Annotated in this window: 9 protein-coding genes; 3 read left to right on the top strand and 6 right to left on the bottom strand. The window is 73.0% G+C overall.

Going from position 1 to position 13,407, the window contains the following annotated elements; genetic code table 11:
* Positions 1–33: 33 nt before the first annotated feature.
* Entirely contained in the window at positions 34–4,641 is a 4,608-nt protein-coding gene (locus O2V63_RS12580) for an ATP-dependent helicase (protein WP_269167865.1), read from the top strand.
* A gap of 175 nt (positions 4,642–4,816) precedes the next feature.
* Here O2V63_RS12580 and O2V63_RS12585 read toward each other — a convergent pair whose 3' ends face one another.
* Positions 4,817–5,416, bottom strand: coding sequence for an antibiotic biosynthesis monooxygenase (locus O2V63_RS12585; RefSeq protein WP_269167866.1), 600 nt, complete (start codon positions 5,414–5,416; stop codon positions 4,817–4,819).
* 175 nt (positions 5,417–5,591) lie between these two features.
* Between O2V63_RS12585 and O2V63_RS12590 the strand changes: the two genes are divergently transcribed.
* Positions 5,592–6,446 carry a DNA-formamidopyrimidine glycosylase family protein gene (locus O2V63_RS12590; protein ID WP_269167867.1) on the top strand — a complete coding sequence of 285 codons (855 nt, stop codon included), beginning with the start codon at positions 5,592–5,594 and terminating at the stop codon, positions 6,444–6,446.
* A 79-nt stretch (positions 6,447–6,525) separates the two neighbouring features.
* On the top strand, positions 6,526–7,377 hold the full coding sequence (locus O2V63_RS12595; RefSeq protein ID WP_269167868.1) for a DNA-formamidopyrimidine glycosylase family protein: 852 nt from the start codon (positions 6,526–6,528) through the stop codon (positions 7,375–7,377).
* Between the two features lie 75 nt (positions 7,378–7,452).
* On the opposite strand, the gene O2V63_RS12600 is transcribed toward O2V63_RS12595, so the two are convergent.
* From O2V63_RS12600 to O2V63_RS12620, 5 genes are all read right to left on the bottom strand, one after another.
* Entirely contained in the window at positions 7,453–8,292 is an 840-nt protein-coding gene (locus O2V63_RS12600) for a PspA/IM30 family protein (RefSeq protein WP_269167869.1), read from the bottom strand.
* Positions 8,293–8,485: 193 nt separating this feature from the next.
* On the bottom strand, positions 8,486–10,129 hold the full coding sequence (gene pgi / locus O2V63_RS12605) for a glucose-6-phosphate isomerase (RefSeq protein WP_269167870.1): 1,644 nt from the start codon (positions 10,127–10,129) through the stop codon (positions 8,486–8,488).
* A 144-nt stretch (positions 10,130–10,273) separates the two neighbouring features.
* Positions 10,274–11,524 (bottom strand): ABC transporter ATP-binding protein, encoded by a 1,251-nt coding sequence (locus O2V63_RS12610; RefSeq protein ID WP_269167871.1) that lies wholly within the window; start codon positions 11,522–11,524, stop codon positions 10,274–10,276.
* Positions 11,525–11,560: 36 nt separating this feature from the next.
* On the bottom strand, positions 11,561–12,394 hold the full coding sequence (locus O2V63_RS12615; protein ID WP_269167872.1) for a carbohydrate ABC transporter permease: 834 nt from the start codon (positions 12,392–12,394) through the stop codon (positions 11,561–11,563).
* The gene (locus O2V63_RS12620) at positions 12,394–13,356 is read right to left on the bottom strand and encodes a carbohydrate ABC transporter permease (RefSeq protein WP_269167873.1); all 963 of its coding nucleotides are present in this window, start codon (positions 13,354–13,356) and stop codon (positions 12,394–12,396) included. The genes O2V63_RS12615 and O2V63_RS12620 overlap by 1 nt, the downstream gene beginning before the upstream one ends.
* Positions 13,357–13,407: the final 51 nt, after the last annotated feature.

Below are 13,407 nucleotides of genomic sequence, written 5' to 3' on the forward strand. Positions count from 1 at the left end.
GCGAACTGTCGTACCCGCGTGGACACTGGTCGCGTGTCCGCTCTCGAGCGTTTCTCGGCGCCCACCCAGGCGTGGTTCACCGGTGCGTTCGAGCAGCCGACCGCGGCCCAGGACGGCGCCTGGACGGCGATCAGCAGCGGCGAGCACGCCCTGGTCGTCGCCCCCACCGGGTCGGGCAAGACGCTGGCGGCCTTCCTCTGGTCGCTCGACCGGCTGGCCGCGACGCCCCCGCCGGAGGACCCGCTGGCCCGCTGCCGGGTCCTCTACGTCTCCCCGCTCAAGGCGCTGGCCGTCGACGTCGAGCGCAACCTGCGCGCACCGCTGACCGGGATCGGCCAGGCCGCCGCCCGGCTGGGTCAGGAACGGCCGGAGATCAGCGTCGGCATCCGCTCCGGTGACACCCCGGCCGACGAGCGACGGCTGTTCGCCAAGCGCCCGCCGGACATCCTGATCACCACCCCCGAGTCGCTGTTCCTGCTGCTCACCAGCCAGGCGCGGGAGTCGCTGCGCGGGGTGGAGACGGTGATCCTGGACGAGGTGCACGCCGTCTGCGGCAGCAAGCGCGGCGCGCACCTGGCGGTCTCCCTCGACCGGCTCGACGAGCTCCTGGAGCGGCCGGCCCAGCGGATCGGGTTGTCGGCGACGGTGCGCCCGATCGAGGAGGTGTCGACCTTCCTCGCCGGCGGCCGCCCGGTGCAGGTGGTCGCGCCGCCGTCGACCAAGCAGTGGGACCTGTCGGTCGTCGTCCCGGTCGAGGACATGAGCCAGCTGGGGCAGCCCACCGGGGAGCTGGAGGGGTCCGCCGCCGGCAACCAGCCGCGGACGTCGATCTGGCCGGCGGTCGAGGAGCGGGTGCTCGACCTGATCGAGAGCCATCGCAGCACCATCGTGTTCGCCAACTCGCGCCGGCTGGCCGAGCGGCTGACCAGCCGGCTGAACGAGCTGGCCTACGAGCGCGCCACCGGTGAGCCGATGCCGCACGGCGCCAACCCCGCCGAGCTGATGGCCCAGGCCGGCGCCGGGGGTGGGCTGCCGGCGGACGTGAAACCGGTCGCCTCCGCGCACCACGGCTCGGTCTCCCGGGAACAGCGTGCGGTGGTCGAGGAGGCGCTGAAGTCCGGGCAGCTGCCGGCCGTGGTCGCCACCTCCTCCCTGGAGCTCGGCATCGACATGGGCGCCGTCGACCTGGTCGTCCAGGTCGAGTCGCCGCCGAACGTGGCTGCTGGGCTGCAGCGGGTGGGCCGGGCCGGCCACCAGGTGGGCGCGGTCAGCGAGGGCGTCATCTTCCCGAAGTTCCGCGGCGACCTGGTGCAGAGCGCCGTCGTCGCCGAGCGGATGCGGGCCGGCGCCATCGAGTCGACCCGCTACCTGCGCAACCCGCTCGACGTGCTGGCCCAGCAGATCGTCGCGATGGTCTCTGAGCGGCCGCGCACCGTCGACGAGGTCGCCACCGTGCTCCGCCGCTCGGCCGCCTTCGCCTCGCTGCCCGACTCCGCCCTGCACGCGGTGCTGGACATGTTGGCCGGCCGCTACCCCTCCGACGCCTTCGCCGAGCTGCGGCCCCGGTTGACCTGGGACCGGGTCACCGACACGCTCACCGCCCGCGCCGGCGCCCAGCGGCTGGCGGTCACCAGCGGCGGCACCATCCCCGACCGCGGGCTGTTCGGCGTCTTCCTCGTCTCCGGTGCGGGTGCGAACGGTGGTCGCCGGGTCGGTGAGCTGGACGAGGAGATGGTCTACGAGTCCCGCGTGGGCGACGTCTTCCTGCTCGGGTCCTCCTCGTGGCGGATCGAGGAGATCACCCACGACCGGGTGCTGGTCAGCCCGGCGCCCGGCCAGCCCGGCAAGATGCCGTTCTGGCACGGCGACACCCTGGGCCGCCCGCTGGAGCTGGGCCGGGCGCTCGGCGCGTTCCTGCGCGAGGTCGGCTCGGCCACGCCGGAGGCGGGCATGGACCGGGCCCGCGCCGCCGGCCTGGACGCCTGGGGTGCGAGCAACCTGTTCGCCTACCTGGCCGAGCAGAAGGCGGCCACCGGACACCTGCCCGACGACCGCACGCTGCTGGTCGAGCGGTTCCGCGACGAGCTCGGCGACTGGCGGCTGGTCGTGCACTCCCCCTTCGGCGCCCAGGTCAACGCCCCCTGGGCGCTGGTGCTCGCCGCCCGGCTCCGCGAGCGCTACGGCGTCGACGTCGCGTCCATGCACTCCGACGACGGCATCGTGCTGCGGCTCCCGGACACCACCGGCGAGGCGCCGGAGGCCGACCTCGCGCTGCTGGACCCGGACGACGTCGAGCGGGAGGTCACCGCCGAGGTCGGCAACTCCGCGCTGTTCGCCAGCCGGTTCCGCGAGTGCGCCGCCCGGGCGCTGCTGCTGCCCCGCCGCGATCCGCGCCGGCGCACCCCGCTGTGGCAGCAGCGGCAGCGAGCGGCCCAGCTGCTCTCGGTGGCCAGCGAGTTCTCCTCGTTCCCGATCACCCTGGAGGCGGTCCGGGAGGTGCTGCAGGACGTCTACGACGTGCCCGGGCTGGTCGAGCTGATGAGCGACGTCCGCGCCCGCCGGGTGCGGCTGGTCGACGTGCAGACCCAGACGGCCTCACCGTTCGCCCAGTCACTGCTCTTCGGCTACGTCGGCCAGTTCATCTACGAGGGCGACGCCCCGCTGGCCGAGCGCCGCGCCCAGGCGCTCGCCCTGGACACCGGGCTGCTAGCCGAGCTGCTGGGCCGCTCCGAGCTGCGCGAGCTGCTCGACGGCGACGCGATGGCCGAGGTCGAGGCGGAGCTGCAGCGGCTGCCCGAGCAGCGGCACCCGCGCGACGTCGACGGCGCCAGCGACCTGCTGCGCGGCGTCGGCGACCTGACCGTGGCCGAGGCGGGGGCCCGCGGCGTGCCGGCCGACTGGCTCTCGGAGCTCGTCGTCGCCCGGCGGGCGCTCGTGGTGCGGATCGCCGGGGAGGAGCGGTACGTCGCCATCGAGGACGCCGGCCGGCTCCGCGACGCACTGGGCACCGCGCTGCCGGTCGGGGTGCCGGAGGTGTTCACCGAGCCGGTGGCCGACCCACTCGGTGACCTGATCGGCCGCTACGCCCGCACCCACGGCCCCTTCGCCCCGCCGGAGGTCGCGGCCCGGCTGGGCCTGGGCGTCGCCGTCGTCACCGCCACCGTGCAGCGGCTGGTCGGCACCGGCCGGCTGGTCACCGGCGAGTTCCGGCCCGGCGGCATCGGCCAGGAGTGGTGCGACGCCGAGGTGCTGCGCTCGATCCGGCGCCGGTCGCTGGCCAAGCTGCGCCAGGAGGTCGAGCCCGTCCCGATCGACACGCTGGCCCGGTTCACGCCGTCCTGGCAGTCGGTCGGCGGCCGGATGCGCGGGGTCGACGGCGTCCTGGCAGTGGTCGAGCAGCTGGCCGGCGCGCTGGTGCCCGCCTCGGCGCTGGAGTCGCTGGTGCTGCCCTCCCGGGTGCAGGACTACTCGCCCGCGATGCTCGACGAGCTGACCAGCGCCGGTGAGGTGCTGTGGGCCGGTGCGGGCGGGCTGTCCGGTGGTGACGGCTGGGTGACGCTGGTGCCGGCCGACCTGGCCCCGCTGCTGCTGCCCGAACCCCCCGGGGGTGCGGCGACCGAGGGCGGCGTCGGGCAGCTCCTGCTCGACGAGCTCGCCGGTGGCCAGGCGCTGTTCTTCCGGGCGCTGTCCGACCGGGTGGGCGCCACCGACGACACCGCGCTGGCCGAGGAGGTCTGGGACCTGGTCTGGGCCGGGGCCCTCACCAACGACACCCTGGCACCGCTCCGCACCCGGTTGTCCGGCGGCGGGACGCACAAGAAGCAGGCGGCCGCTCCCCGCGCCCGGCTGGACCGCAGCCGGTACGGCCGCACCCGGCTCGGCCGCCCGGCGATGCCCAGCCGCACCGGTCCGCCGTCGATGGCCGGGCGCTGGTCGCGCCTGCCCGAGCTGGAGGGCAACGCCACCAAGCGCACCACCGCGCGGGCGGAGGCACTGCTGGAGCGGCACGGCGTGCTGACCCGCGGGGCGGTGCAGGCCGAGCAGGTGACGGGCGGGTTCTCCGCGGTGTACCCGGTGCTGCGGGCGTTCGAGGAGAACGGCCGGGCCCGCCGGGGCTACTTCGTCGAGACCCTCGGCGCGGCCCAGTTCGGCACCCCGGGTTCGGTCGACCGGCTGCGCAGCTTCGCCAGCCCGGACCGCATGCCCGCCGGGCCGGTCGTGCTCGCCGCCACCGACCCGGCCAACGTCTACGGCGCCGCACTCCCCTGGCCGGAGCGCGCGGTCGCCTCCGCCGACGGCCAGGTCGACGGCCCCGCCGTCGACCTCGGAGAGGGCACCGGCAGCCGGAAGACCGGGCACCGGGCCGGGCGGAAGGCGGGTGCCCTGGTGGTGCTGGTCGACGGCGAGCTGGTGCTGTACGTAGAGCGCGGCGGGAAGACGCTGCTGTCCTGGACGGAGGAGGAGACCGTGCTCAAGGAGGCCGCCACCGCGCTGTCCGGCGCGGTCGCCTCCGGGGCGCTGGGCCGGATGATCGTGCAGAAGGCCGACGGCGCGTCGGTGCACGAGTCCGGCCCGCTCACCGCGGCGCTGCAGGCAGCCGGCTTCGCCGCGACCCCGCGCGGCCTGCGCCTGCGCAACTAGACCCGAGACCCCGCCGTTGTGCGCACACTGGCGCTCTCTGCCGCGCGGAGCGCCGCTGAACGCACAACGGGCGCGTGGAGCGCCGCTGAGCGCACAACGGGCGCGTGGAGCGCCGCTGAGCGCACCGCGGGCGCGTGGAGCGCCGCTGAGCGCACCGGCGGGTGCGCGCAGGGGGTCAGCGGCGGCGGGAGCCCTGCAGCCAGGGGCCGAGCCAGCGGCTGAGCCGCGGCATGGACAACCGCAGCGCCGTCACCACGTAGGCCGCCGACAGCAGCAGCCGCGCCGGCCAGGGCCAGTCGCCGACGAAGGGCACGGCGAGGAGCTGGAACGTCGAGGTGAACAGCAGGACGACGGCGACGGTGAGCAGCCAGCTGCGCCACGCCGGCCCCGGCCGGGCCGGCACCGCGAAGAAGGTCTGCAGGCCCACGGCCCGGGCCACCCGCTCGTCCTCCACCAGCTGGTGCACCCGGTCCAGCGCCTCGCGCCGTTCCGGCGAGCGCTCCCAGGCGGCGAGGGACTCGTCGTCGCGGAAGCGGTAGACCAGGTGGTACTCGTCGCTGCCCGCACCGGGGCGCAGCAGGGAGGAACCCAGGTGACCGGGGAAGCCCGCGGCCACCTCCTGCACCTCGGCTGCCCAGCGCTCGAAGGCGTTCTGCTGGTCCGGGCGCACCACCCGGGCCACGGTGACGGTGACCGGCTCCGGCGCCGGGGTCGGCTGCCGGGTCGCGATGCTGCCGGTCAGGCGGTCCGGCAGGCTGCGCAGGCGGGTCGACACGGTCACAGGATCTCTCAGCGCTGAAGGAAGCCAGGCTCTTCCCGGCTGTCGCCCCACTCACACGAGGCCACCCGGCCGAGGGAGCACCGGACCGTCGGCCGGGCTCGGAGCTCGCCCGCCACCGAGCCCACCGTCACCGAGCGACCGGCCCGCCCGCGCGGAGACCATGGACGGCGTGCCCGAGGGAGACACCGTCTGGCTGGCTGCCCAGCGGATGGACACCGCCCTGGCCGGCGCCACCCTGCGCCGCGGCGAGCTCCGGGTGCCGCAGCTGGCTGCGGTCGACCTGACCGGCGCCACCGTCACCCAGGTCGTCCCCCGCGGCAAGCACATGCTCACCCGGCTGGCCGACGGCCGGACGCTGCGCACGCACTACCGGATGGACGGCAGCTGGCACATCTACCGGCGGGGCACCCGGTGGCGGGGCGGACCCGGGCACAGCATCCGGGCCGTGCTGGCCACCGACGAGTGGGAGTGCGTCGGGTACCGGCTGCACGACGTGCGACTCCTCCCCACCAGCCAGGAGGCCGAGCTGGTCGGCCATCTCGGCCCCGACGTGCTCGGCCCGGACTGGGACCTCGACGAGGCGCTGCGCCGGCTCCGCACCCACCCCGACGAGCAGATCGGCGTGGCGATCCCGGACCAGCGCAACCTCGCCGGGATCGGCAACCTGTACAAGGTCGAGTCGCTGTTCCTGAGCGGGGTGCACCCCTGGGCGCGGGTCGCCGACGTCCCCGACCTGGGCGGGCTGGTCGAACGGGCACGCACGCTGATGCTGGCCAACCGGCACCACCCCGAGCAGAGCACCACCGGCGAGACCCGCCGCGGACAGGACCACTGGGTCGCCGGTCGCACGGGCCGCCCCTGCCGGCGCTGCCGGACGCCGATCCTGCTCGGCGACCAGGGCCCCGACCTGCAGGAGCGGGTCACCTGGTGGTGCCCGCACTGCCAGGCCGCGCCCGCACCGGTGGATCCGCGGGCACGCACCGGGGAGCCCGGCACCGAGGCGCGTCGCGCCAGGCACCAGTGACGCCGGAGCCGCCGGCAGCGCCCGATGTGACGGCTGAGCAGGTCCGGCAGGAGCCAGCGCGGGCGGGGATCATGGCGGGATGCCCGAGGGAGACACAGTCTGGCTGGCCGCCCAGCGGATGCACACCGCGCTGGCCGGCGCCACGCTCACGAAGGGCGAGCTGCGCGTGCCCCAGCTGGCCACCGTCGACCTCACCGGCGCCACCGTCACCGAGGTCGTCCCCCGCGGCAAGCACATGCTCACCCGCTTCGCCGACGGACGCACGCTGCGCACGCACTACCGGATGGACGGCAGCTGGCACATCTACCGGAAGGGCACCCCGTGGAAGGGCGGGCCCGCGCACAGCATCCGGGCGATCCTGGCCACCGACGAGTGGGACTGCGTCGGCTACCGGCTGCACGACCTGCGGATCGTGCCGACCAGCGATGAGGGCGAGCTGGTCGGCCATCTGGGGCCCGACGTGCTCGGCCCCGACTGGGACCTCGACGAGGCGCTGCGCCGGCTCCACGCCCACCCGGACGAGCAGATCGGCGTCGCGGTCCTGGACCAGCGCAACCTCGCCGGCATCGGCAACCTCTACAAGGTCGAGACGCTGTTCATGACCCGCACCCACCCGTGGACGCGGGTCGCCGACGTCCCCGACCTGCCCGGGCTGGTCGAACGGGCCCGCACGTTGATGCTCGCCAATCGCGACCACCCCGAGCAGAGCACCACCGGCTCCACCCGGCGCGGGGAGGACCACTGGGTGTTTGGCCGCCGCGGCCGGCCGTGCCGCCGCTGCCGCACCGCGATCCTGCTGGGCGACCAGGGGCCGGACACCCAGGAGCGGGTGACCTACTGGTGCCCGGCTTGCCAGGCCGCACGCAGCCCGATCGACCCGCTGGCCCGCACCGGAGAGCCCGGCCACCCGGCGTCGCTCGCCGCCACCTGACCGACGGAGCCCCGCCGTCCAGCAGGACGACGGGGCTCCGGGGGCTCGCCTCTGACGTGCGAGGCCGCAGTGCTCCTACTGCTCGGGCCGCTCCGCCGGCTGGGCAGCCGGGGTCTCGGCGCCGAGCCCGGTCACCGGCGGGGTGCCCTGCTCGATCGCGCCGGCGGCCTGGGTGCCGCTGATGGCCTGGGTGCCACCGCCCATCGACGCGCGGAGCTCGGCCAGCCGGGAGGCGCCGGCGACGTCGATGGTCGCCTTCTCCACCTCGAGCATCCGGCCCTCGACCGAGTCCTGCGCGAGCTCGGCCTGGCCCAGTGCGGTGGCGTAGCGGGCCTCGATCTTGTCCCGGACCTCCCCGAGGTTCGGGGTGTTGCCCGGCGCGGACAGCTCGTTGACCGACCGCAGCGAGGCCGAGACCTGCTCCTGCATCTTGGCCTGCTCCAGCTGGGACATCAGCTTGGTGCGCTCGGCCAGCGTCGACTGCAGCCGCATCCGGCTCGTCTCGACCGCGCCCTTGGCCTGCTCGGCGGCCTGCAGCGCCTCGTCGTGGCTGCGCTTGAGGTCCTCGACCGACTGCTCGGCGCCGACCAGCTGGGTGGCGAAGGCCTGCGCGGCCTGCTCGTAGTCAGCGGCCTTGGCGGCGTCGCCAGCAGCGCGGGTCTGGTCGGCAAGGGTCAGCGCCTGCCGGGCCGACGACTGGAGCTTCTCGATCTCACCCAGCTGCCGGCTGAGCCGCATCTCCAGCTGCCGCTGGTTGCCCAGCACCGCGGCGGCCTGGTTGGCCAGGGCCTGATGCCGCTGCTGCTCCGCCTCGATCGCCTGCTGGATCTGGATCTTCGGGTCAGCCCGCTGGTCGATCTGGTTGTTGGCCGAGGCCGTCAGGTACTTCCACAGCTTCACGAACGGGTTCGGCATGGCTCCTCCTGGTCCGGTGCTCCAGCCCCGCCGGGCGGCGGGCGGTGCGACACGGATGACACTGTCCCGATCATCGTCCCAGGCGGCGCCCCCGGCCAGCCACCGCACGTCACCCGCCCCCTCCCGAACTCGCGGCGGCCCCCTGGAGGGACCCGCCGCGAGCCGGCGAGTGGTGGGGGCAGGAGGTCCTTCCTCAGACCGGGCGGCCGCGCAGCCGCCGGTAGTGCGCGACGAGGGCGGCGGTGGAGGCGTCCGCGTCGATCTCGGGGCTGTCCATGTCCGGCGCGGTCTCGCTGGTCAGCGCCGGGGCCAGCTGCCGGGCCATCACCTTGCCGAGCTCGACCCCCCACTGGTCGAAGGAGTCGATCTGCCAGATCGCGCCCTGGGCGAAGACGGTGTGCTCGTAGAAGGCGATCAGCTGCCCGAGCGTGCCCGGGGTCAGCTTCGGCGCCAGGATCGTGGTCGAGGGCCGGTTGCCCGGCATCACCTTGTGCGGGACGACGTCGGCCGGCGTGCCGTCGGCGGCGACCTCCTCCGCGGTCTTGCCGAACGCGAGCGCGGCGCTCTGCGCGAACATGTTGGCCATCAGCAGGTCGTGCATCTCGCCGATGTCGTGGTTGGGCTCCCCGAACCCGATGAAGTCGGCCGGGATCAGCGAGGTGCCCTGGTGCAGCAGCTGGTGGAAGGCGTGCTGGCCGTTGGTGCCCGGCTCACCCCAGTAGACCTCGCCGGTCGCCGTCGTCACCGGCTGCCCGTCGGCCTGCACGGACTTGCCGTTGCTCTCCATCGTCAGCTGCTGCAGGTAGGCCGGCAGCCGGGACAGGTACTGGCTGTAGGGCAGGACGGCGTGGCTCTGGGCACCGAAGAAGTCGGTGTACCAGACGTTCAGCAGGCCCTGGACCAACGGCATGTTCTCCGCGAGGGGCGCGGTGCGGAAGTGCTCGTCGACGGCGTGGAAGCCGGCGAGCATCTCGTCGTAGGCGTCCGGCCCGATCGCGACCATGAGCGAGAGCCCGATCGCAGAGGTGAAGGAGTAGCGGCCGCCCACCCAGTCCCAGAACTCGAACATGTTGGCGATGTCGATGCCGAACTCGGCCACTGCGTCGGTGTTGGTCGAGACCGCGACGAAGTGCTCGGCCACCGCCGACTCGTCGGCACCCGAGGCCAGCAGCCAGTCCCGGGCGACGGTCGCGTTGGTCAGCGTCTCCAGGGTGGTGAAGGTCTTGGAGCAGACGACGAAGAGGGTGGTCGCCGGGTCGAGGTCGCGGGTCTTCTCGGCGAAGTCGGTCGGGTCGATGTTGGAGACGAACCGGGCGGTGAGGTCGCGGTCGCTGTAGTCGGCCAGGGCGGTGTAGGCCATCGCCGGGCCGAGGTCGGAGCCGCCGATGCCGATGTTCACCACGGCCCGGATGCGCTCGCCGGTGTGGCCCTTCCACTCCCCCGACCGCACCCGGTCGGCGAAGGCACGCATCTTGGCCAGCACCGCGTGCACGTCGGCGCTGACGTCCTGGCCGTCGACGGTGAGCGGCACCGACTCGGGTGCGCGGAGCGCCACGTGCAGGACGGCGCGGTCCTCGGTGGTGTTGATGTGCTCGCCGCGGAACATCGCCGCGATCCGCTCCGGCACGCCGGCCCGCTCGGCCAGCGCCACCAGCAGCTGCAGCGTCTCGTCGGTGACCCGGTGCTTGGCGAGGTCGACGTGCAGGTCGCCGGCGGTGCCGGTCAGCCGGGTGCCGCGCTCGGGGTCCTCGGCGAAGAGCTCGCGCAGCGTCCGGGCGCCGACCGCGCGGTGGTGTTCGGCAAGGGCTGCCCACTCGTCGGTCGCGGTGATGTCCATGCTGCGGTGCCTCCAGTGTCCGGCCAGGGTCTCTGCGGGGACAGGTGCGCAGCGACGCCGCAGCACAAACCCCGGGCATGATCATGCCTCCTGCACCGGGCAGCGTGGGTGGCAGCCAACCGTGGCCGCTCCCCCGGGACGCCGTCAGGCGGCGCTGATCCCCTCGCCCTCCGCCGACTGGACCTGCTCGACCCGGTCCTCGGCCGCCAGCCTGGTCAGCTCGGCACCGGCATCGGCGTCCCGGGTCAGGTTGTCCCCCGTCGTCGGGTCGAAGACGTGCACCTTGCGGCTGTCCAGCCAGAACTCCGCGTCCCGGCCCTCCCGGATCCGGCTGGTCGCGTCGATGGACACGATCGCCTGGGTGCGCAGCTCCTCGGAGTCCAGCTCCTTGGACAGCTCGCGCAGCTGGGTGCGGATCTCGTCGGGCGCCTCGTAGGGGATGTAGGCGAACTGCGAGTCACCGAGCCACTCGGTGACGTCCACACGAGCGGTGAAGACCGAACCGAGCGGTCGCTTCGCCTCGTCGACCAGGGAGGCGTCCTCGAAGTACTCCGGCCGGATGCCCACCAGCAACAGGTCGCGGCCGGCGACCGCGGCCGCCCGGCGCTCGTCGAGGTCGATGTCCCCGAACGGCGTGGTCAGCCGGGAGCCCTCGAGCTGGGCCGGCAGGAAGTTCATCGGCGGCGAGCCGATGAAGCCGGCGACGAAGAGGTTGACCGGCTGCTCGTACAGCTCGCGCGGCGAGGCGACCTGCTGGATCTTGCCCTTGCGCAGGACGCAGACCCGGTCGCCGAGCGTCATCGCCTCCGTCTGGTCGTGGGTGACGTAGACGGTGGTGATGCCCAGCCGGCGCTGCAGCCGGGAGATCTCCGTGCGCATCTGGCCGCGGAGCTTGGCATCCAGGTTCGACAGCGGCTCGTCGAAGAGGAACGCCTCGGCCTGGCGCACGATCGCCCGGCCCATCGCCACCCGCTGACGCTGACCACCGGAGAGGTTGGCCGGCTTGCGTTCCAGGTGCTCGTGCAGCTCGAGGACGTCGGCGGCCTCGTTCACCCGCCGCTGCACCTCGCCGTCGTCGACCTTGGCCAGCCGCAGCGGGAAGGCGATGTTCTCGAACACGGTCAGGTGCGGGTACAGCGCATAGTTCTGGAAGACCATCGACAGGTTGCGCTCGCGCGGCGCCTTGTCGTTGACCCGGGTGCCGCCGATCACCATGTCGCCGCTGGTGATGTCCTCCAGCCCGACGATCATCCGCAGCAGCGTGGACTTCCCGCAGCCGGACGGGCCGACGAGGATCATGAACTCCCCCTCGTCGATGTCCAGGCTCACGTCGTTCACCGCCGGGAAGCCGTCGCCGTACTTCTTGACGATGTTCTTCATCTCGATCGAGGCCATCAGTTCGTCCCTCTCATGATCAGCATTGGGCGGGCGTCAGCCCTTGACGGCGCCGTTGGTGAGGCCTGCGACGATGCGCCGCTGGAACAGCAGGACCAGGACGATGACCGGGATGGTGACGATGACCGCGGCGGCCGCGATCGCACCGGTCGGGTCCTCGAACTGCGAGGCACCGGAGAACAGGCCCAGCGCCGCGGGCACGGGTCGCGCCTGCTCGGTAGAGGTGAGCGAGATGCCGTAGACGAAGTCGTTCCAGGCGATGAAGAAGGCGATGATCGCCGTGGTGAAGACGCCCGGCGCAGCCAGCGGGACGATCACCTTGCGGAACGCCTGCCAGGTGGTCGCGCCGTCGACCTGCGCGGCCTGCTCCATCTCCCAGGGGATCTCCCGGAAGAACGCCGACATCGTCCAGATCGAGATGGGCAGCGTGAGGGACAGGTACGGGATGATCAGGCCGGGCCAGGTGTCGTAGAGCCCGATGTTGCGCCACAGGTTGAACAGCGGCGTGACGATCGAGATCACCGGGAAGATCGCCACCGCCAGCGCCGTCCCGAGGATGAACTTCTTCCCCGGGAAGTCCAGCCGGGCGATCGCGTAGGCGGCGAACATGGCCAGCAGGCACGAGATCGCCGTGGCGATCAGGCAGATGCCGAACGAGTTGCGCAGCGCCGGCAGGAACAGGTCGCTGGCCCCACCGGTGAGGATCAGGGAGTAGTTCTCCCACGTCGGGGCGCCGGGGAGGAAGTTGCCGTTGTTCAGGGCGCTGGGCGCCTTGAACGACAGCGACACGATCCAGGCGATCGGGAACAGCGCGTAGAGGACGATCGCCACTCCGGCGACGCCCCACCAGGTCTTCTCCTTGGTGGACATCAGCCCTCCCCCCTCGACTGGGACAGGTCGACCTTGAAGCCCTTGATGAAGCTCATGGCGATGAACACGACCGCCAGGAACAGCAGCACCGAGACCGCCGACCCCAGCCCGATCTCCAGCCGCGAGATGGTCTGCCGGTAGGCGAGGAAGGAGACCGACTCGGTCGCGTTCGCCCCGCCGGTCATGATGAAGATGCTGTCGAAGACCCGGAACGCGTCCAGGGTGCGGAACAGCAGGGCCACCATGATCGCGGCCTTCATGTTGGGCAGGGTGACCTTGCGCATCCGCTGCCACCAGCTGGCGCCGTCGACCTTCGCCGCCTCCTGCAGCACCTCCGGAACTTGGGCGAGCCCAGCCAGCAGGAGCAGCGAGATGAACGGCGTGGTCTTCCAGATCTCGGCCAGGCAGATCACCAGCAGCGAGGTCCAGGTGCCCCCGAACCAGTCGGTGTCCTCCCCGATCCCCGGCACCCAGCCGAACCAGCTGTTGACGAAGCCGGTCTGGATGTCGAACGCGAACTGCCAGGCGAAGGCCGACACCACGGTGATGACCGCGTAGGGGATGAGGATCGCCGCCCGCAGCACCGGCCGGATCGTGCTGAGCGCCTTGGCCATCACCATGGCGAGGGCGAAGCCCAGGACCAGCTCGACGGCCACGGTGACCAGGGTGATGAACCCGGTGACCAGCAGGGACCGCCACCACAGCCAGTCGGACAGGATCACCCCGTAGTTCGACAGCCCGGTGAACGACCGGTTGTCCGGGTCGGTCAGCCGGAAGTCGAACAGCGAGTCGTAGACCGCCTGGGCGATCGGGTAAGCAGTCACCAGGAGCATGACCGCAAGGGCCGGGCCGGCGAGCAGCCAGCCGAGCTTCCGCTCGCTCTTGGCCCGGTCGCTGGTCGTGGCATCGGGGGCGGAGACCGGCTGGGTCTTCTCGGTCGGGGGCAGCGTCGTGGTGCTCACCGGATCGGCCCTCCGGCGGTCGGGGAGGACGCGGGCACCTGCGTCGCGCGC

It is taken from the genome of Modestobacter sp. VKM Ac-2977 (assembly GCF_026968045.1).
Classification (GTDB): Bacteria; Actinomycetota; Actinomycetes; order Mycobacteriales; family Geodermatophilaceae; genus Modestobacter.

Coding starts and splice junctions, on each gene's coding strand:
- O2V63_RS12595 (WP_269167868.1), top strand. CDS start 6,526: ATGCCCGAGGGAGACACAGTCTGGCTGGCCGCCCAGCGGATGCACACC.
- O2V63_RS12600 (WP_269167869.1), bottom strand. CDS start 8,292: ATGCCGAACCCGTTCGTGAAGCTGTGGAAGTACCTGACGGCCTCGGCC.
- pgi (WP_269167870.1), bottom strand. CDS start 10,129: ATGGACATCACCGCGACCGACGAGTGGGCAGCCCTTGCCGAACACCAC.
- O2V63_RS12610 (WP_269167871.1), bottom strand. CDS start 11,524: ATGGCCTCGATCGAGATGAAGAACATCGTCAAGAAGTACGGCGACGGC.
- O2V63_RS12615 (WP_269167872.1), bottom strand. CDS start 12,394: ATGTCCACCAAGGAGAAGACCTGGTGGGGCGTCGCCGGAGTGGCGATC.